Origin of the sequence: Lawsonibacter sp. JLR.KK007 (assembly GCF_036941135.1) — a bacterium.
Classification (GTDB): Bacteria; Bacillota; Clostridia; order Oscillospirales; family Oscillospiraceae; genus Lawsonibacter.
Map to the genome: position 1 here is coordinate 39,741 of NZ_JAYWSY010000002.1, position 16,747 is coordinate 56,487.

Here is a 16,747-nt window from a genome sequence, read left to right on the forward strand (position 1 = left end):
GCCGTGGCCGGGAAAAAATCTCCCGCTTCCCTGGAGCGGAAAAAGCTCCGGGAGAAGCGGGAGCGGGCCAGCGCACTGGCCGCACAGTCCAGCGTCAAGGCGGACAAAAAACAGGCCTGGTGGTGCCAGAAAAAGAGAGGGGCAACCTATGACCACCTGCCCTCCAGCCAGCGGAAGAAGGCGAAGCAGGCGGAGCAGGAGATCGCGGGCAGTTCGGTTCGGTCTCCGGGAGTAAAAAGCCAGGCTATCGCCACTGTCATCAGTGGACTGGTGTCATTTGGTCTGATTATCTACTACTATCGACAGCTCCATTACTGGTTTCTGGCGGGTCCTGATACCCTCTATCAGCAGTATGGCTTCTCCAGCCAGATCGTCGCCTGCCTTGTGCTGATCCTGGATATCTGTCTTTTCAATACGGTGCTGGATACAGCGTTCTCCGCAATCCGGGACTGGTTCCGGTCAGAGAAGGATGTTCACAGCATTTTGGGGGAGCTGAAGGGGTATCTGCTCTTTACCATCGCCGCTCTGGTGCTCCTTCACTCCCTGGTGCTGGCCTCCTGTCTCAGCCGGACGGAGGCCACCCCCGCCGGCGTGTCCACCTATGTCCTGGGTATCCGGACCAGCTGGCACTCCTATCAGGAGCTGGAGGAATCGGACCGCTACCGCACCTCAGTCACCACTCGCACCGGACATTTGATCCGCTACACCCGGAACTATACGCTGCGCTTTCAGGACGGCTATGAGATCGACCTCACCGACCTGGACAAGTACTGCATGGGCCGGAAGCAGTACAATGAGCTTTACCGCCTTGTGGCCCCCTATTTTCGGGATTAAAATTGCCCCCTCCGGGCCTGCGCCTGGAGGGGGAAAAAGAAAAAAGAAATTTTTCCAAAAAACAGTTGACAACCAGGAGGAAATCCGCTATACTATTCCTTGCCCTGTTCGAGGGGCGTGACACGGCGGCATAGCTCAGTTGGCTAGAGCACTCGGTTCATACCCGGGGTGTCACTGGTTCAAATCCAGTTGCCGCTACCAAAAATTACGGACAAACTGTCCGTTTCCATATTTGAAAACGGCCCGGTGGTCAAGCGGTTAAGACTCCGCCCTTTCACGGCGGCAACACGGGTTCGAGTCCCGTCCGGGTCACCACCTTTCTCAGCCGTTTCCATATGGAGGCATAGCTCAGCCGGTAGAGCGCTCGCCTCACACGCGAGAGGTCACAGATTCGAGTTCTGTTGTCTCCACCAAAAATCCCCTAAAGCCTTGCGGCTCTAGGGGATTTAATTTTTCCGATATTTTTGCTATTGATCGTAACGTGTTAGTAACGCAAAAGCTTGTTGATTTTCCGCCGCAAACCGCCTGCCCCGCAGCCAGCTGCTGGCCTACGGCGAGTACCGGGTCCTCCAGCAGGTGTTGCCCAGCGGCACTCCCCTGGTGGTAAGGAGGAAGCACTTAATGAACTACGAAACCATCAAGAAGAGCTACGACCGAAAGCTCTGGAGCGCCGCCATGGTGCGGACTGCTGTGAAGAAGGGCGTTATCACGCCGGAGCAGTTCCAGCAGATCACGGGGGATGCTTACGCCTGATCTGCTTGACACTCCCCACGGCTAAAGCCAGGGGTTTTACGGCGCACTTGATAGCGAGACAGCGGAAACGAAAAATCTCCATGAACAGGAAAACCGGGGATTACTCCCCGGCTCCGCCCTTTTTCATAAAGTCCGCCACACGGCCCAACAGGTCCAGCAATTCCTCTTTGGTGTAGGACTGTTTTCCGCTGGCCTGGACGGTCTGGCTCAACTCATCCAGTGTGTGCAAAATGACTTCTTGAATCTCTTTCTCTTTAAGCATCCTTGTTCTCCTCCTCCACGTATTCCATGATGTCCCCCGGCTGGCAACCTAGGGCCGCACAAAGTGCAGAAATGGAATCTGTTGTGACATTTTTTCCCTCACGCAATTTTTGAAGTGTGGTTTCGGTGATAATGTGTTCCTTTCGTATTTTGTAGGTAGTCAGGCCCTTTTCTTTCATAAGCGCAAATAGCTTATCGTATTTCATAGACAACTGTGCTGCTCCTCCTTCCATGTGATAGTATACCACTCTATATGCTACTTATCAAGTGTATATATTATACGGCTTTAAAGCAGCATGTTTGTGTAATGTGTCAACGGGAATGCTGCTCAAAAGTGGTACGATGAATTTACCCCTCAGACAGAGGGGACAGAAGTGTGCGCTGTTACATAAGGGGGTTGGCCCACCGTGATTGCCCCGACGCGAGACTTAATAGGAATGCAATCGGTATAATCACTATGCTGAAAACCAACGTGATCAAAAAGCTGAGCAACGCGGTGGTGGTGAGCTGAATGACCGGTCCCATTGCCTTCCCGCCGGGCTGTATGGTATAATGGCAAAAAGGGAGGGGATTTCATGTCTGGATGGGAAAAGGTTCGAAAGGCACTGTTTGGAGATCCAAACGCAAAGCAGATGCGCCTGGCGGCCCAACACCAGATCGGTCTTCCGGGGCTTGCTTTTGACGAGTTCGTTATAGCAGAGATCCAGCCGGAACAGAAGCAACTGCTCATTACCCAGTCCGGCGGCAAAAAGGATACCTTCATCCTGCGCCTGTCTCAAATCCATAAAATAGCACTTTTGGATGTAGAGCTGGATGTTGTCAAAGCGAATTCCCCCATTGCCCACGGTATGCTGTGGGGACTGGTGGGGGGGGAGAAACAGCGATATCCTGGCTGCGATGACCTGGCGGCCCACCCGGACAGAACAGGAGATGCGCCGGGGGCTGATCTGGATCGAATACGATAATGCCAGAGCCTCATATAACGACCCGGGGATCGTCCTGTACCCCATAGGCAGCGACGTCGGAGAGAGATTCGCGGAAGCGCTCTGTTTCTTTGCGGGAATAGACGGGCCAACTATCTTAAAGCCTGAAGAGGGGCCAACCACAACATATCTTTAAGCCGTCAATCACCCCACGCCTAAAGGCAGGGGTATCTGCGGCCAGGATTCGATGATAAAATATTGCAACCTCCCCTGAATTGGCAGGGCGAGAAGAGCCATTAAAGCTGTAAACGCAGTAAAAGCACTGCGCTTACAGCCCTTTAATTTTTTAGAAGGGATCGATCTCATGCCAAATGTAGAAGAAGTTGCAAGACTCAGGGTAAGCATCACCGGCGCGACCGAAGCACAGATCCAGCGGCTGGAGGAGCAGATCAATGCCCTGGAGGAACAGATGCTGAAAAAGGTCACAGCGGAAGGAAATTCTACCACTGGCACCTACCGGCCCTTCGGCCTGGATTGCTCCGGGTTTGCCGATTGGGTATTTTACAATATCTCAGGCGGCAGTTACATCCTGGGCCACGGCGGGGGCGCTCATGCACAGCATATCTACTGCACCCCTATCACCTGGGCTGAGGCCCAGCCCGGCGACCTGGTTTTCTATCCTGGTGATACCCATGTCGGCATCGTCGGCGGATGGGATGAAAGCGGCAATATTCAGATTATCCACTGTTCGGGCAGCCACAACAACGTGGTCATTACCGGGAAAGCCGGTTTTGCCACCATAGGCAGGCCAATGTACTACAGCTCATAAAATGAAATCTCACGGTGAGACACGAATCTTGTCCAGAATCGAATCCCACCGTGTGAATTATTTGATCCAGAAATTGCAGTAAAATTACCTTCTAATTGCAAATATCCGCTGAACAGCTTTTATAAACTGTTTGACTTACTACTGAGCAAACTGAAAAATATCTGGATAGAGTGTCTGGACTGCTTCAAACCATTCAATGTAAATATCCAAATTACCATAAGGCCCTATTTCGAGTTGGTCAACAGTATATGAAGTTTCAGAGGACATCGTAACAGGGAATTGTAATACATATTTTCCATATTCTAAATCAACTGGAAAATACATTCCAGCATAAGCTGAATCTTCATCATATGCCTTTAGAAACAGCAGATAACTTTCACCAATATTCATTGGGAGGTAGCCATCTTGTGTCCAAAGTACAGACCCTGAATCGGTAGTATAGCACTCCTCAGTAATCAGAATGTTATCTCCCTCAGAAACATAGCCAGACAAGACTTGTGATACTGTACCAGAGGTCTTAGTATATCCAGAGGCTACATTTCCATCTGAGTATTTGTTTAGCACATTTTCTTGGCTTTCAGGGGTAAATACAACAATTAAATCGCTAATTTCCGGAAGGTCATCTGCGGATTCAGTTAAAGAGAATCGACTTGCAATCACTCGATTAATCTCTACATTATTTGTTTTTGCACATCCAACCATCAAAACGTTTAAAGCTAAAAGAACTACAATAAAAGGTATGTATTTCTTCATATTCATGCCCCCCATTTCGCAATTAGATTGTTTTTATCATGTCGTGTTACAAATCCAGTCTCGCAGTTGCTTGAATTTGTCTGCATGATTGCAGGTTCTCTACAGCCAACAGCTGTTGGATGGCACAATAACAGTGCATGACCTAATTCATGAGCCACAACCATATACCTGTTTCTATCTGATTCAGAAGAAAGTCTAGGAAACACTCTCCGCCATGTGCAGTATGTCCGTATAGCTGAATAAGCCGCTGATATCAAACTGAATATTTTGCTCTGCGTCAATCCAGACAATTGTATTGAAGTGTCCAGGAATTTTAGCTTCACCAAACACCCCCTTCATATGATTGACTTCAATATCATATATATTCGAGTTTTCTGTTTCAAAGGCACTGGCTGCCCCCTGAGCCATGTAGATATAAGTAAAGTCAATGAAATCCCCGGCCTCATTTTCATAGGTCACAGTCGTCAATTCAGGGAATTCAATGCGTTCGGTCTCTACAAATCCCTCCGGCAACTCTACAATCTCAAATTGCGGCATTTCGCCAGAAATATTTTCTCCTGCAAAACGATATATCATATAGGTGTCGTACCACTCCGTGACCCACCGCACAAAGGCGGCCCGTGCTGTCGGGCTGCTGACCATGACAGTTCCAAACCCCAGGGAGATAATGAGCAAGACTACAGCTACTCTTTGAGCAATAGTCTTCCATACTGGCCTGGCCTTCCTGCGCGCCCACCCTAACGGGTCTTTCAACATCAGCTTCATTTGACGTTGGTGACGAGCTGACGGCTGAAAAACAAGAGTACAATCCCGTTCCATGGCCTCGCATTCCAATTTTATGGAATCAATCAGGGCACGTTTTATCAGGGCGTCTAATTCCTGATCTGTCATGTATGTAACCCCTCCTTCTCCACCAGTTTTCTCAATAGCTCACGTCCCCGACTGGCTCGTGAGCTTACCGCCGTTTCAGAAATACCCAGTTGTTTAGCTATCTCCTTGTCAGTGTATCCAATCAAAATCTTCATTTCCAGTACGGTACGGTATTTCTCTGGTAAGTTTCCGAACAATTTTACTAGCTCATTATACCCTGTCGTATGGTCGGCACTTTTTTCAACCCCGTTCCACTCCTCCAGCGGTACGGTCTTACTCCTTTTTCGCAGAATCATAAGAGCTTCGTTCCTCACTATAGAAATGATCCAGAAGGGCAATTCCTCACAAGAAATTGAAAAAAATTTTTCAAAGTGCCGAATTATTTGAAGAAAAGCATTTTGGACGGCATCCTCTGCATCGTGTTGACTTCCCAATATACGCAAGGCGATCATTTCCATCTTTTTGTGGTACTGCTCATATACAGCAACGAATTTCCGCTTATCGTCCTCACTCTCTAAAGCGGCAAGGAAAAATGCCAACATAGTATCACCTGCCTGTGCGACAATTATTTTTTTATCATAGCATAACTGTATTATGATTGTCCAGCTATTGCAAACGTTGTAACATAAACACAGAGCAAATATATTTGGTTAAAAACAAATCTCACGGTGAGACATGAATCTTATCAAAAAATTTAAAATTCTACTCCCAATTTTCATCCGTGTTTAGGATGTATAATCTTTGAACCATGAATGGTTACTGGGTAGGGCAGTACCGATAAAGTACAATAAGATGCGCAAATTGAATGCATACACCGGACCAGCAGCTCCATCTGCACGGAATTTTAGCCCCACCCTGCCGGAAGGGAGCCCCACTCCACGAAAGTAAAGAAAGGGACCTGTATAATTGGCGTAGCACAGGAAACTGTGACTATATCAATTGGAGGTCCCACCATGCCAAACTATCTGGAGATCTTGAGACTGGATAGCCTCAACCACAGCCAACGAACAATCGAATCAACGGTACATTGTTCGCGGCACACCGTCCGCAGCGTTCTGCAAGCAGCAAAGGAGAAGCAAATCGCGTGGCCGCTGGATGATGACATCACCAACGCAGAGCTGGAGGAGATTCTGTTCCCTGGTAAGTATAAGAGCGGGTGCCGGTATGTGGAGCCGGACTATCCGTACATTCACCGGGAGCTGGCGAAGCCTGGGGTGACCATGGCGCTTTTGTGGGAGGAATACTGCCGGAAGTGCCATGAGGCTGGGGAAACGCCGTACATGAGCACGCAGTTTGGGGACAAGTACCGGAGGTGGGCGCGGGTGACGAAGGCCACCATGCGCATCCAGCACAAGCCGGGAGACGCCATGCAGGTGGACTGGGCGGGCGATACCCTTCCGGTATATGATCTGGTAACCGGTAAACAGAGCCCGGCGTACTTGTTCATGGCCGTGCTGCCGTGCAGCTGCTACACCTATGCGGAGGTCTGTGAGGACATGAAGACAGAGAACTGGCTGTCCTGCCACGTCCATGCCTTCCAGTATTTTGGCGGTGTGACACGGCTGCTGATTCCGGACAACTGCAAGACAGCCACTACGGCTAACACCCGATACGAGACTGTGCTCAACCGCAGCTACCAGGAGCTGGCCGAATACTACGGCACGGCAATCGTTCCGGCTCGCGTCCGCAAGCCCCAGGACAAGAGCGCAGCGGAAGCATCTGTGCGTTTTGCCCAGACATGGATCATTGCGGCGCTGCGTGAGCGGAAGTTCTTCTCCATCCGCGAGATGAACGAGGCCATAGCGGAAAAGCTGGAGGAACTGAACAACCGCCCGTTCCAGCGGATGGCGGGCACACGCCGCAGCGCCTGGCTGGAGGAAGAGAAACCGTACATGCTGCCATTGCCTGCTGTGCCCTTTGAAGCGGCTGTCTGGTCCGTTGCCAAGGTCCCCAACGATTATCTGGTATCTGACGGCAGGAACAAGTACTCTGTGCCGTACAACCTGATTGGCGAAAAAGTGGATATTCGTGTGACAAAGACTGCGGTGGAGGTATTCTACCATGGCAGTCGTGTCGCCAGCCACCGCCGCTTGCAGACGATCCAGCGCGAGCCGCTGGTAAAGCTGGAGCATATGCCGCTGGCGCACCAGAAGTATCTGACATATAACGCCGGCGATTTCAGCCGCTGGGCCATGTCTGTGGGACCCATGACGGAGAAGGTGATCCAACACTTCCTGACCTCCGGGACAGCCCCGGAGCAGGGCTACAAAGCCTGTGCCAGCCTGACAAAGCTGGGAGAGCGCTATGGCAGAGAGCGTCTGGAAAACGCCTGTGGGCGGATCCTTGCGTACAGCGCAGCGCCCTCTGTCCGCAACATTAGCAGCCTCTTGAAAAACGGCCAGGACCGGCCCGCGAAAGCAGCCCCGCAGGACAAGCCCAACGATTCCAACCGCTTCGGCATTACACGCGGAGCCTCCTATTTCCGGAAGGGAGGCGAGGGCTGATGGTACTCCAGGCAACCATTGACATGCTGGTTGGAATGAAGATGACCGCCATGGCGGCGGAGCTGTCCAGCCAATTACAGGACTCCTCATTCAATGAACTCGGCTTTGAGGACCGGCTGGGGCTGCTGGTGACTGCCGAGTGGAACCGCCGCCAGACCAACACGGTGAAGCGGCTCATTCACAACGCCCACTTCGCCGCCCCGTTCGCTGCGGTGGAAGAGATTTCGTACTACGAGGACAGAAAGCTGGACAAGGCTCAGATGCTGCGCTTCTCCACCTGCAAATTTGTGGACGAGGGCCACCACATCATCCTCAAAGGCGCTTCCGGCAACGGCAAGACATACATTGCCTGCGCCTTGGGCAACGCCGCCTGCCGCCGGTTCAAGAAGGTCCGCTATGTCCGTATGCCGGAGCTCCTCGACGAGCTGAGCATTGCCCGCAGCGGCGGCGAATTGAAGAAGTGTCTGGCCTCCTACAAGAAGGTGGATCTACTCATTCTGGACGAGTGGCTCATCCGGCCGCTCTCCCCCCAGGAGTCCTATGACCTGCTGGAAATCGTGGAGGCCCGCTGCCAGCGCTCCATGATTTTCTGCACCCAGTACCAGTCTGAGGGCTGGTATACACGCATTGATCCCAATCCTGACTCCGGCAGCCCCGTTTCCGAGGCAATCATGGACCGCATCATCCACAACGCCTATGAGGTCCTGGTTGAAGGCCGCGTCTCCATGCGGGAACGTAATGGCCTGAAGTCTTCCCGCGCCAAAGGCGCTGAGCAGGATGCCTGACTGCCCCTTCAATCCCTCCGATTCCCCCTGTGACCTTGAATTGGATTTGATGATCCTGCGTGAAGCGGAACGGGAATCCTTGGAAATCTTCTATGCCATGCGGGAGGAATTACACTTTTACCTGAATCGCACTCAATTACTGGAGACTGTTTTGACTGCCAACGGTATCCCCATCCCCGACTGCGATCACTGATCCCTGGCTCTGCCCGCCGCCTCGGCTGGCAGGGCCTTTCCTCTAAAACTGCTCGTGGAATAGTGGGGCTCCTTTCCGGCAGGGTGGGGCTAATACTCCGTGCAGACGGGGCTCTCGGTCCGGTATATGCATTGAAAAGAGGATAAAAAGAGACATGGTTTACAGGCCTCTGGTAGAATGAAGTTAGGACACACCATTCTACCAGAAGGCTGCAAACCTTGTCTTTTTTATTTGCGCAACTTATTGTACCACAAAAATTATAACAGCGGAAGCCCCTATTTTACGGGGTTTTCCGCTGTTTGTGTTACTATTATGTTATAGTTGAATCGTTGAACGGGCACTTTAGTTCAACAGTTCAACCGTGGCGGAAAGTTCGTCCAAAGTCTTGTGGTTGTAAACCCGGTTGCCTGTGTCCTTGGAAACGTGACCCATAAGAAGATCGATGCAACGGCGGTTTCCACCGGCGCTGTCCAGACGGCTTTCAAAAGTATGGCGGCATTCATGCGGGGTGTGGTTCAGATTCAGCCGTTCCATGATCTCCGACCAAAACACCCGGTATTGGGTTTGGGAAACAGCCTTGCCGTTATAGCTGATCAATCGGGGGCCACCTTCTGCCAACCGCTTTTCTACAAAGGGCCTGATCCGGTGGTGGATGGGGACAACCCGTCCCTTCCCGGCCTTGGTTTTAGTGCCGCCTTTCATCGTTCCAGCTTCAAGGTCTATATCTTCCGGGCAGAGTGCCAGCAATTCAGAAATCCGCCACCCGGAATAAATGAAGATCAGCACTGTGTCAACCCACGGTTCCCCGGCGTGATCCCAAAGGATGTTTACTTCATCGTCTGTAAACGGAATGCGGCTCGTGGGCGGGATGGGATCAGAGGTCAACAGATCAGAATAGCACTTTGAAATTATATCCAGTTCCAAGGCGAACCGATCCAAGTGCCCCCACAAATTCTTGATACTCGCTTGCGTAGAATAACCCTTCCCACAATCATCAATCGTCTTTTGCATTTCAAAGGCTTTGATTTGGCGATAGGGTTTGTATACAAGGTACTTGCAGTATTTGAACGCCGCCATAAGTGAAGCCTGATTGGATTTTCCCAGCTTGGGAACCTTCATTTCCTTCCAAAGATCAAACAGCCCTTGAAGGGTTAGTTTGGCCTTGTCCACGTCCCAGGGATCGTGGTTATATTGGGCCAGTAAAGCAAGCCCTTCTTCCCGTGTGGCGGTGTAGCCCACAATTTCAATGATGGGATGGCCCTTTTCATTCCAACCAATGGTTTTCTTGATGATGTACGGGCGGCGGCGTTTCCCGGACAATTTGGAAACGGAGCCGTAACCTGATGGAAGCCGCATAATTTTCACCTGTCCCTTCAAAAATAGTTGCGTTGAACCAAGGGCAGGTGTTATAATGTACCTGTCCACCCTTGATTCTTTGGATAGAGGTCTTGCGGTGGTTGCTTTCGGAATCCCTGGTATTGCAGTACCGGGGATTCTTTTATTTTGCCCTCTGCGGGCCGTTCTACGGCGTTTTGTGCCGTTGATGGCCCTCTACTATAACCCCCGCTATATGGCCCCCTGTGGGCCTGTGGCGGGGGTTATTTCTTTTGTTGTTCCAGAACCTTTTTGTAAAACCGGCCTTCTATGGCTTCTTTGGCCCCGATTTGCAGCTCTTCAAATTCTGCGTTTGTAAATATGGCGGCGTGCCCATCTTTGGAAAGGATAATTTCCCATTCATCTGAAATTTTCACGGTATGTCCTAAATCGTCCACCGGTTCATCATGCCATTTTGTCGCACGCTCTGAAACAGTAAAACCCATTTCTTCCAGATATTTGTTTATCGCCTTGTACTGAGCATATGCGTCACCGGCTGTTGGGTGTTTTTGGTCAAATTCTTCTAACCATGAATTGTCCGACAAATCTCGCAAATGAACACCAAGAGCCTTGGCAATTTTGATTAAGGTTTCCTGTTTAGGATGACGCAGATCATTTTCCCATTGGGCAACCGTCTGATAGGAAATCCCTAATTCTTCTCCAAGGGCCTTTTGTGTCATTCCCGCCTGTTTTCGGGCGGCTTTTATTCGTTGTCCGGTAGTCATAGCCTATTCACCTCCACAATCAGAATACAACATCTTTTGCAAAAGGTCAAGCAATTATTTTTGCAAAAGACAAAATAATTGCTTGATTTTTACTTTTGACTGTGGTAATATATGAGCACAAGCAAAAGTAAAAGCAGAAAGGAGCCGTCACCAATGTATATCGTGGAATGGTGTGACCATGAAGGCAACCAGCAACAGCGGGAATTTGACAACCTGGAAGATGCCCAGTTGGAAGCCGCATACTTGGAAACAAAATATGATTACGTTGCGATTATCGCAGAAATGGAGGTTTAACCATGACAAAAAAGGAACTTTGCAGGATTTCCCACCTTCTGTTCATCCTGGACACGTATCTTTTTCAGGAACCGGGCCGGGAAGATTTATGCCGGGAGATCGCAGAACTTCAAAAAGCCATAGGCGAGGCTTTGAAGGATATCCCCACCTGATGATGGCCCGTTGGTTCCGGGCCGAAACAGCGCCCCGGCGCTGTCGTGGGAAACCACAAAGCACCTTGAAAATTAACATACTGACAAGAAAGCGAGGTTAAACCATGCGTATTGATCGTGTGAAGTTTGCGGCGGCTCTTGCCCGTGCTGATCTGAACGTGAAGCAGTTGGCGGAGTGTTCCGGTGTGTCTCGTGTAACCGTCACCGCCGTCAAGAACGGCAAAAGCTGTTCCCAGGCCACGGCGGACAAGCTGGCCCGTGTGTTGGGCCGTGACATTATCCAGGATGCCACTGCAATGGCGGATAATGCCAACTAACCAGGGATTCCGGAAGCGAAATTGGCAAAAAAAAAAAGAAGGTGATTAAACCTTGCAATTCTCCAAAGAAATGGGCCTGATTCTCTTTGAAGGCTACTATGAGGGCGGCGGCACCGGCAAAGACGGCAAGCCCAGCCCCAAAGTCAGATTAGGGATACGCAAGCCCAGGCCCTATGAGGTTGCCAAGAGGGAATATCAGTGGCTTCTTGGTAAAATCAAACCGGCTATTGTCATGACTGACTATGACAGTGATGAAACCTTTGAATGTCGGTTGAAGATGGCCCAGGCCCTGGATCAGCATTGTATAGCTATCAAAGGAGCGCACAAAGGTGGACATATCTATTGGGCCAACCGTACCCAGGCGGTGACTACCAGCAACACCAAAATGAAAACCGTCCTGACCCTTTCCCCAGTTGATTACAAGTGCGGGGTGAAAGCAGTCAAAAGCACCGGCGAGATCAAACCGGCTGACACCTACGGGGCCTTGCAGAATGACGATGGCACATTCCGGGAAGTTCTGTATTTCAACCCTGGCCCTGATAATAACCTGGATGAACTGCCCTTCTATGACCGGCCTATGCAATCCGGCGAAAAGCACCAATTCTTGGGAATGAAAGACGGGGACGGGCGGCAAGATGGCCTATTCACCTACATGATCCCCATGAAAGGGGCCGGGTTCGCCTATGAGCAGTACGAAGAAGCCGCTGACCTGATAAACCGCTTTGTATTTGCGGCACCGCTGACCCGTGAATTTGACAACGCAAAGCGCCGGGAAGCGTGGGACAATCTGCCCACCGATGATGAAGGAAAAAAGCCCGTCAACCCGCAAACCTTCAAGCGGTTTCTGACCATGAAAGAGATTCGACTGAAATACAATGAAATGTTGAACATTGTTGAATTTCTCAACATTCCAAAGGAGTTTAGCGCCGTGAACGATTTTCAAAATGTCATGCCGACCTTGCTTCTGTATGCGTATCGGGAGTATACCGGCAATAAGTCCATAACCAAACAGCAGATCACTGACCTGATCGCCCTGGTTGCGGATGAAAACAGTTATAACCCCGTCAGGGACTATTTGCAGGGCCTTACATGGGATGGGGTTGACCGTTTCCCCAAACTGTATGAGCATTTGCACGTTATCGGCCCATTTGATCAGATGCTTATTCGGAAGTGGTTCATTCAGACAGCGGCAATGCCTTTCAACAACCTGAAGGACAAAAAGCCGTTTTCGGCGGAAGGGGTTCTGATTTTCCAGGGAGATGAAGGCATTGGCAAAACCCGTTTCTTTGGTTCCCTGGTGTCTAATCCGCTGTGGTTCAAGAGCCTTGATAAACCTATGTCCACCAAAAACAAGGACACGCTGATTGATACCCTTAGTGCCTGGATTACAGAGGTTGGAGAGATTGACCGCACCTTCAAGGAAAACCGTTCTGACCTCAAAAATTTTATGACCGCCACGAAAGACACCATTCGCAGACCTTACGCAAGGGAGCCGGTAACAAAGGCCCGGATTACCTCATTTTGTGGGACTACAAACAAGGTTCAATTCCTGACAGAAGAAACAGGTTCCCGCCGCTGGTGGGTGGTTCACATTCCTCAAAAGATTGACCTTGCGGCGCTGTGGCGGGACGTGGACAAACATCAGCTTTGGGCGCAAGCCTATCAGATGTTCCAGGATGATCCGTTGTCTTTCCGTCTGACCGGGGAAGAAGTTGCTACCCTCAAAGGCCGTAACGATAATATGACAGAACTTCTTCCGGCTGAAGATGAATTGCGGTTACGGTTCGATTTTGAAGCCCCTGAATCTGAATGGGCATGGGTACAACCCGCCGCCCTGAAGGCCATTCCCGAATATGACGTTGAAAAATACCCCGCCGCCGTAATCGGGGCCGCAATAGCGAAAATTGCGGAAAATGTTCCTGAAATCCGCTTTAAGAGAAGTCACGGTGTTCGTAAATGGTTTATTCCCCCAGCGATACAGAACACCGACCGCTTTAGAAATGCGGAATAATCGGGTGCCGGGTGTCGGTTATTTTAGTTCTATGCAAAGAGCGGTAGTAAAAAATAAAAATGGTAAATTACTATTTTTTATAAAACCATAGGTTTTTAGAAAAGGCTGAAAGTCCCCGACACCCGGCACCCGGCAAGCCTTGAAAAGTTAATTTCAACAGAAAGGACGGTGAAACCCTGATGGAAGAAAAGTGGTGTCCTATGTGCGGCCCTGATTGCAATATGCCCCACTGTGAGCGGGAAGGCTGTGCATGGTGGACAAATGGCCGCTGTGCAATTGTGGCGATTGCCGAAAACCTGAAGAAGCTGGACAGCGCCCAGGCCCAGTAATAAAAAGCCCCCATGCGTCACACCCTTCCACAAGCTGACGCATAGGAGCCGGAACCTACCCACCAAGGGGTGATCTATGATGATTCTACCATGGATCGCCCCTCCAGTCAAAGGAAAAGTGATTCAGAATGTTGTATAACGCTGAACAAGTCAAGCTGATGTTCGACGAACACGCTATCTTGTTCTATGACCAAGAGGGCGTTACCTTTACCGATGCTATCAGGCTTTTCGGGAATAACGCCTTTGAATGGGCGTTTCACTGTGGGGAACGTGATATTGACCTTCTTCTTTTCGGTGATCCTGAAATGTCCCTTTGTGAACCATTCGTTTCCTACCGGGGGTTCTGCCTTGTGGCTACATACGCAAATCTCTTGGAATTGCGCCGCATGAGTAAAGAAGCCGGAATGAAGGTTGATCCCCTTCCTGATGTTTCTATCAAGCCGAAAACGCCAGAGCGCCGCAAGCCCACCACTCCCAAAGTGGTTGATATTCGTCCGATGCTGAGAGACAATGCGGCCTATGCCGCCCAACAGAAAGTGAGGTAGTACATAATGGACAGAACTGATTTTGCAATGAAGATGGCCCAGTTTGTGGCCGATGCCCCGGACTATGGCGTGAGCCGGGAAACCCTGGACGCGCTGAATGATTTTTCGTGCAAGGTGGAACGCTTGAAGCACGATCTCAGCGTCCTTAGCGTTCTGACTTGGAATGGGACTATGGAGGGTGACGAGAAGGCCGGGGAACAGGCGGCGCACCTGTCCGAAACGCTGTTGGAGATCGTCACCATCCGGGACAAGGAGATCAGCCAGATTATTAGCACGATCCACCCGTTGATCTTCCCACCGTTGGAGTGATCGCCTATGAAGATTCATATCAGTTACGAACCGGAAGAAAAAGCGACAAAGGCCCGGATCGTGACGCTCCTGGAGGGAAATTTACCCCCCGTAAAAATCAAGAATACACCCGGCAAGCCCCCCTATAATAACGTGTATATCACCACTAAAAACCACGGAAAGCCTGTAAAATAGTCCGGTTTGGGCTTGACCCCCTACCCCCTATGTGGTATAATCGACCTATCAAAGTACCCCACCCCTTGCGGTGGAAGCTGTGCGAAAACGGCGTGGGAACTGTCTGCTATGGACGGTTCCCACGCTTTTTTCTATATTAGTCCACTCTGGACGTTAAACGGAGGTATTCAAAATGGATGAAAACAAGACCACGAACACCAACCCGGAGAGTGGAGCCGGGGAAAAGACCTTCAGCCAAGACGATGTGAACCGTATTGTGGGCGAACGCCTTGCCGCCGAAAAGCGCAAGGGGGAAGCCGCCCTTGCTGAAAGGGAACAGCAGTTGGCCCAGCGTGAATTGCTGTTGACCGCCAAAGAGGAATTGACCAAAGCGGGCCTTCCCGTGGAATTGGCGGACGCTTTGAACGTGTCCAGCTCGGAAGCCATGAAGAAGGCCATTAACACCCTGAAGGGTGTGATCGACAAAATCAAAGGGGAAGCCCCGCCCCGCAAGTTCTACGGTGCCAAGCCCACTGAATCTGGCCTGGCCATGCCGAGAGAAACCGGAACCGATTCCAAGATAAGAAAGGCTATGGGGCTTTCCTGATCAAGAAAGGAAGTGCCATAAATGGCTACAATCAATCTGATTACCAAGTTTCTTCCGTATGTGGATGAATTGTTCTCTACGGAAAGCAAAAAATCCGAACTGACCAATACTGATTTTGACTTTGACGGGGCCAAGACTGTAAAGGTCTACAAGATTTCCACCGCCGCCATGTCTGACTATGACCGTGATGGTTCCAGCGGCAACGCTTCCCGCTATGGTGTAATTCAGGGCCTTGATGCAACCACTGAAGAATTTACCCTGACGAAAGATCGTTCCTTCACGTTTGCCATTGACAAACTGGATGAGGACGAAACCGCCGCCCAGCTTTCGGCTGGTTCTGCTCTGGCCCGACAGATTCGTGAAGTGGTGATCCCGGAAGTGGACACCCACACCTATGGCGTGATGTGCGCCAATGCAGGTCACAAGCCTACTGCCGTTGCCCTGACCAAGGACAACATTTGTGGCGAAATCCTGAAGGCCAACACCGAACTGGACAATGCCGAGGTTCCCGAAACGGGCCGAATATTGGTGGTAACGCCTGACACTTATCTTCTGATGAAGTTGTCCGATGGGATCGAAATGATCACCGATGTTGGTAATGAAATGCGCCTGAAGGGCGTTATTGCCATGATGGACGGGGCCAAAGTGATCAAAGTTCCCGCCAACCGGCTTCCCGCTGGTTTTGGCTTCATGATTGCCCATCCGTGCGCCACCGTTGCTCCCACAAAACTGTCTGAATACAAAGTGCATGAAGATGCGCCGGGGATCAGCGGTTCTTTGGTTGAAGGTCGTATCTGTTATGATGCCTTCGTCCTGGATAACAAGGCCAAAGCTATCTACTATCAGGCCCAGCCCGTCAGCAAAGCAAAAGAATAACCCATCATGGGGCCGCATGGGGAAACGCCCTGTGCGGCCCTCTGTGAGCCTATGGAGGGCATTTTATGGATAGAGTAGACCGGTTAATTATCAAGGCCAGGAAAGCCGCCCAGCGGAACGCAGAACGCTTTTTTATGGGGTTCGTAAGCCATGACCCAGATACCGGGAAATGGACGGCACAAGGCCAGCTATGCGGCGGCAAGATTAACGGTATACGGCAGATTTTTACAGAGCATGACACCATGGAAGCCGCCGTGGATGCGCTTCAGGCTTTGGCGGACGAATACCCCAACACGGTTGAAGATGCCGTGATTTTCATTGACGATCTGAACCAGTAAGGCGGTGAGAGT

The 16,747-nt window shown here is 50.7% G+C and carries 25 protein-coding genes and 3 tRNA genes; 21 read left to right on the forward strand and 7 right to left on the reverse strand.

What is annotated here, in order from left to right:
• Positions 1-3 precede the first annotated feature (3 nt).
• The 5 genes from VV088_RS09830 (at position 4) to VV088_RS09850 (ending at position 1,587) form a co-directional block, all read left to right on the forward strand.
• The gene (locus VV088_RS09830; protein WP_334600506.1) at positions 4-834 is read left to right on the forward strand and encodes a hypothetical protein; all 831 of its coding nucleotides are present in this window, start codon (positions 4-6) and stop codon (positions 832-834) included.
• A 124-nt stretch (positions 835-958) separates the two neighbouring features.
• Positions 959-1,035 (forward strand) — tRNA-Met (locus VV088_RS09835).
• A gap of 39 nt (positions 1,036-1,074) precedes the next feature.
• Positions 1,075-1,149: transfer RNA gene (locus VV088_RS09840), tRNA-Glu, on the forward strand.
• 22 nt (positions 1,150-1,171) lie between these two features.
• Positions 1,172-1,247: transfer RNA gene (locus VV088_RS09845), tRNA-Val, on the forward strand.
• 208 nt (positions 1,248-1,455) lie between these two features.
• Positions 1,456-1,587: an XkdX family protein gene (locus VV088_RS09850; RefSeq protein ID WP_334600507.1), complete on the forward strand. Its 132-nt coding sequence runs from the start codon at positions 1,456-1,458 to the stop codon at positions 1,585-1,587.
• A gap of 100 nt (positions 1,588-1,687) precedes the next feature.
• Here the strand turns inward: VV088_RS09850 and VV088_RS09855 are convergent, their stop codons facing one another.
• Together VV088_RS09855 and VV088_RS09860 are read right to left on the reverse strand one after the other, a co-directional pair.
• Positions 1,688-1,849: a hypothetical protein gene (locus VV088_RS09855; protein WP_334600508.1), complete on the reverse strand. Its 162-nt coding sequence runs from the start codon at positions 1,847-1,849 to the stop codon at positions 1,688-1,690.
• Positions 1,842-2,054 carry a helix-turn-helix domain-containing protein gene (locus VV088_RS09860; protein WP_334600509.1) on the reverse strand — a complete coding sequence of 71 codons (213 nt, stop codon included), beginning with the start codon at positions 2,052-2,054 and terminating at the stop codon, positions 1,842-1,844. Before VV088_RS09860 ends, VV088_RS09855 begins: the two co-directional genes overlap by 8 nt.
• Before the next feature lie 369 nt (positions 2,055-2,423).
• On the opposite strand from VV088_RS09860, the gene VV088_RS09865 reads away from it, so the two are divergent.
• Positions 2,424-2,813 carry a hypothetical protein gene (locus tag VV088_RS09865; protein ID WP_334600510.1) on the forward strand — a complete coding sequence of 130 codons (390 nt, stop codon included), beginning with the start codon at positions 2,424-2,426 and terminating at the stop codon, positions 2,811-2,813.
• Between the two features lie 322 nt (positions 2,814-3,135).
• Complete coding sequence (locus VV088_RS09870; protein ID WP_334600511.1) at positions 3,136-3,600, forward strand: C40 family peptidase; 465 nt, start codon at positions 3,136-3,138, stop codon at positions 3,598-3,600.
• A 138-nt stretch (positions 3,601-3,738) separates the two neighbouring features.
• Here VV088_RS09870 and VV088_RS09875 read toward each other — a convergent pair whose 3' ends face one another.
• The 3 genes from VV088_RS09875 to VV088_RS09885 form a co-directional block, all read right to left on the reverse strand.
• Positions 3,739-4,353 carry a hypothetical protein gene (locus tag VV088_RS09875; RefSeq protein ID WP_334600512.1) on the reverse strand — a complete coding sequence of 205 codons (615 nt, stop codon included), beginning with the start codon at positions 4,351-4,353 and terminating at the stop codon, positions 3,739-3,741.
• Between the two features lie 195 nt (positions 4,354-4,548).
• Positions 4,549-5,244, reverse strand: coding sequence for a DUF4367 domain-containing protein (locus VV088_RS09880; RefSeq protein WP_334600513.1), 696 nt, complete (start codon positions 5,242-5,244; stop codon positions 4,549-4,551).
• Positions 5,241-5,765, reverse strand: a complete 525-nt coding sequence (locus VV088_RS09885) for an RNA polymerase sigma factor (protein ID WP_334600514.1) — start codon at positions 5,763-5,765, stop codon at positions 5,241-5,243. Before VV088_RS09885 ends, VV088_RS09880 begins: the two co-directional genes overlap by 4 nt.
• 411 nt (positions 5,766-6,176) lie before the next feature.
• Between VV088_RS09885 and istA the strand changes: the two genes are divergently transcribed.
• From istA to VV088_RS09900, 3 genes are read left to right on the forward strand one after another with little or no spacing between them, the layout of a single operon-like run.
• Entirely contained in the window at positions 6,177-7,727 is a 1,551-nt protein-coding gene (istA, locus tag VV088_RS09890) for an IS21 family transposase (RefSeq protein ID WP_161845261.1), read from the forward strand.
• Positions 7,727-8,512, forward strand: coding sequence for an ATP-binding protein (locus tag VV088_RS09895; protein WP_334598923.1), 786 nt, complete (start codon positions 7,727-7,729; stop codon positions 8,510-8,512). The genes istA and VV088_RS09895 overlap by 1 nt, the downstream gene beginning before the upstream one ends.
• Positions 8,505-8,705 (forward strand): hypothetical protein, encoded by a 201-nt coding sequence (locus VV088_RS09900; protein WP_334598924.1) that lies wholly within the window; start codon positions 8,505-8,507, stop codon positions 8,703-8,705. The genes VV088_RS09895 and VV088_RS09900 overlap by 8 nt, the downstream gene beginning before the upstream one ends.
• Before the next feature lie 342 nt (positions 8,706-9,047).
• On the opposite strand, the gene VV088_RS09905 is transcribed toward VV088_RS09900, so the two are convergent.
• Both VV088_RS09905 and VV088_RS09910 read right to left on the reverse strand, forming a co-directional pair.
• Positions 9,048-10,061, reverse strand: a complete 1,014-nt coding sequence (locus VV088_RS09905) for a tyrosine-type recombinase/integrase (protein WP_334602059.1) — start codon at positions 10,059-10,061, stop codon at positions 9,048-9,050.
• Between the two features lie 242 nt (positions 10,062-10,303).
• On the reverse strand, positions 10,304-10,804 hold the full coding sequence (locus VV088_RS09910) for a helix-turn-helix domain-containing protein (RefSeq protein ID WP_334600515.1): 501 nt from the start codon (positions 10,802-10,804) through the stop codon (positions 10,304-10,306).
• Positions 10,805-10,957: 153 nt separating this feature from the next.
• Here VV088_RS09910 and VV088_RS09915 point away from each other — a divergent pair, with 153 nt between their 5' ends.
• The 11 genes from VV088_RS09915 (at position 10,958) to VV088_RS09965 (ending at position 16,735) form a co-directional block, all read left to right on the forward strand.
• Positions 10,958-11,098, forward strand: a complete 141-nt coding sequence (locus tag VV088_RS09915; protein ID WP_334600516.1) for a hypothetical protein — start codon at positions 10,958-10,960, stop codon at positions 11,096-11,098.
• Positions 11,099-11,100: 2 nt separating this feature from the next.
• Entirely contained in the window at positions 11,101-11,250 is a 150-nt protein-coding gene (locus VV088_RS09920) for a hypothetical protein (protein ID WP_334600517.1), read from the forward strand.
• 104 nt (positions 11,251-11,354) lie between these two features.
• Positions 11,355-11,567 carry a helix-turn-helix transcriptional regulator gene (locus VV088_RS09925; RefSeq protein ID WP_334600519.1) on the forward strand — a complete coding sequence of 71 codons (213 nt, stop codon included), beginning with the start codon at positions 11,355-11,357 and terminating at the stop codon, positions 11,565-11,567.
• A gap of 52 nt (positions 11,568-11,619) precedes the next feature.
• Positions 11,620-13,578 carry a VapE domain-containing protein gene (locus VV088_RS09930; RefSeq protein WP_334600520.1) on the forward strand — a complete coding sequence of 653 codons (1,959 nt, stop codon included), beginning with the start codon at positions 11,620-11,622 and terminating at the stop codon, positions 13,576-13,578.
• A gap of 179 nt (positions 13,579-13,757) precedes the next feature.
• The gene (locus VV088_RS09935; RefSeq protein ID WP_334600521.1) at positions 13,758-13,907 is read left to right on the forward strand and encodes a hypothetical protein; all 150 of its coding nucleotides are present in this window, start codon (positions 13,758-13,760) and stop codon (positions 13,905-13,907) included.
• A 128-nt stretch (positions 13,908-14,035) separates the two neighbouring features.
• Positions 14,036-14,452 (forward strand): hypothetical protein, encoded by a 417-nt coding sequence (locus VV088_RS09940; protein WP_334600522.1) that lies wholly within the window; start codon positions 14,036-14,038, stop codon positions 14,450-14,452.
• Between the two features lie 6 nt (positions 14,453-14,458).
• Positions 14,459-14,761, forward strand: a complete 303-nt coding sequence (locus VV088_RS09945; RefSeq protein WP_334600523.1) for a hypothetical protein — start codon at positions 14,459-14,461, stop codon at positions 14,759-14,761.
• A gap of 6 nt (positions 14,762-14,767) precedes the next feature.
• Positions 14,768-14,935, forward strand: a complete 168-nt coding sequence (locus VV088_RS09950; protein ID WP_334600524.1) for a hypothetical protein — start codon at positions 14,768-14,770, stop codon at positions 14,933-14,935.
• A gap of 172 nt (positions 14,936-15,107) precedes the next feature.
• A complete protein-coding gene (locus VV088_RS09955) occupies positions 15,108-15,521 on the forward strand; it encodes a capsid assembly scaffolding protein Gp46 family protein (protein WP_334600526.1) in 414 nt (137 codons plus the stop codon).
• Positions 15,522-15,542: 21 nt separating this feature from the next.
• Complete coding sequence (locus VV088_RS09960) at positions 15,543-16,397, forward strand: hypothetical protein (RefSeq protein ID WP_334600527.1); 855 nt, start codon at positions 15,543-15,545, stop codon at positions 16,395-16,397.
• 65 nt (positions 16,398-16,462) lie between these two features.
• Positions 16,463-16,735, forward strand: coding sequence for a hypothetical protein (locus tag VV088_RS09965; RefSeq protein WP_334600528.1), 273 nt, complete (start codon positions 16,463-16,465; stop codon positions 16,733-16,735).
• Positions 16,736-16,747 lie beyond the last annotated feature (12 nt).

What these genes read in the sequence shown, in the direction of transcription:
- VV088_RS09850 (WP_334600507.1), top strand. Translation starts at nt 1,456, where the DNA reads ATGAACTACGAAACCATCAAGAAGAGCTACGACCGAAAGCTCTGGAGC.
- VV088_RS09855 (WP_334600508.1), bottom strand. Translation starts at nt 1,849, where the DNA reads ATGCTTAAAGAGAAAGAGATTCAAGAAGTCATTTTGCACACACTGGAT.
- VV088_RS09860 (WP_334600509.1), bottom strand. Translation starts at nt 2,054, where the DNA reads ATGAAATACGATAAGCTATTTGCGCTTATGAAAGAAAAGGGCCTGACT.
- VV088_RS09865 (WP_334600510.1), top strand. Translation starts at nt 2,424, where the DNA reads ATGTCTGGATGGGAAAAGGTTCGAAAGGCACTGTTTGGAGATCCAAAC.
- VV088_RS09870 (WP_334600511.1), top strand. Translation starts at nt 3,136, where the DNA reads ATGCCAAATGTAGAAGAAGTTGCAAGACTCAGGGTAAGCATCACCGGC.
- VV088_RS09875 (WP_334600512.1), bottom strand. Translation starts at nt 4,353, where the DNA reads ATGAAGAAATACATACCTTTTATTGTAGTTCTTTTAGCTTTAAACGTT.
- VV088_RS09880 (WP_334600513.1), bottom strand. Translation starts at nt 5,244, where the DNA reads ATGACAGATCAGGAATTAGACGCCCTGATAAAACGTGCCCTGATTGAT.
- VV088_RS09885 (WP_334600514.1), bottom strand. Translation starts at nt 5,765, where the DNA reads ATGTTGGCATTTTTCCTTGCCGCTTTAGAGAGTGAGGACGATAAGCGG.
- istA (WP_161845261.1), top strand. Translation starts at nt 6,177, where the DNA reads ATGCCAAACTATCTGGAGATCTTGAGACTGGATAGCCTCAACCACAGC.
- VV088_RS09895 (WP_334598923.1), top strand. Translation starts at nt 7,727, where the DNA reads ATGGTACTCCAGGCAACCATTGACATGCTGGTTGGAATGAAGATGACC.
- VV088_RS09900 (WP_334598924.1), top strand. Translation starts at nt 8,505, where the DNA reads ATGCCTGACTGCCCCTTCAATCCCTCCGATTCCCCCTGTGACCTTGAA.
- VV088_RS09905 (WP_334602059.1), bottom strand. Translation starts at nt 10,061, where the DNA reads ATGCGGCTTCCATCAGGTTACGGCTCCGTTTCCAAATTGTCCGGGAAA.
- VV088_RS09910 (WP_334600515.1), bottom strand. Translation starts at nt 10,804, where the DNA reads ATGACTACCGGACAACGAATAAAAGCCGCCCGAAAACAGGCGGGAATG.
- VV088_RS09915 (WP_334600516.1), top strand. Translation starts at nt 10,958, where the DNA reads ATGTATATCGTGGAATGGTGTGACCATGAAGGCAACCAGCAACAGCGG.
- VV088_RS09920 (WP_334600517.1), top strand. Translation starts at nt 11,101, where the DNA reads ATGACAAAAAAGGAACTTTGCAGGATTTCCCACCTTCTGTTCATCCTG.
- VV088_RS09925 (WP_334600519.1), top strand. Translation starts at nt 11,355, where the DNA reads ATGCGTATTGATCGTGTGAAGTTTGCGGCGGCTCTTGCCCGTGCTGAT.
- VV088_RS09935 (WP_334600521.1), top strand. Translation starts at nt 13,758, where the DNA reads ATGGAAGAAAAGTGGTGTCCTATGTGCGGCCCTGATTGCAATATGCCC.
- VV088_RS09940 (WP_334600522.1), top strand. Translation starts at nt 14,036, where the DNA reads ATGTTGTATAACGCTGAACAAGTCAAGCTGATGTTCGACGAACACGCT.
- VV088_RS09945 (WP_334600523.1), top strand. Translation starts at nt 14,459, where the DNA reads ATGGACAGAACTGATTTTGCAATGAAGATGGCCCAGTTTGTGGCCGAT.
- VV088_RS09950 (WP_334600524.1), top strand. Translation starts at nt 14,768, where the DNA reads ATGAAGATTCATATCAGTTACGAACCGGAAGAAAAAGCGACAAAGGCC.
- VV088_RS09955 (WP_334600526.1), top strand. Translation starts at nt 15,108, where the DNA reads ATGGATGAAAACAAGACCACGAACACCAACCCGGAGAGTGGAGCCGGG.
- VV088_RS09960 (WP_334600527.1), top strand. Translation starts at nt 15,543, where the DNA reads ATGGCTACAATCAATCTGATTACCAAGTTTCTTCCGTATGTGGATGAA.
- VV088_RS09965 (WP_334600528.1), top strand. Translation starts at nt 16,463, where the DNA reads ATGGATAGAGTAGACCGGTTAATTATCAAGGCCAGGAAAGCCGCCCAG.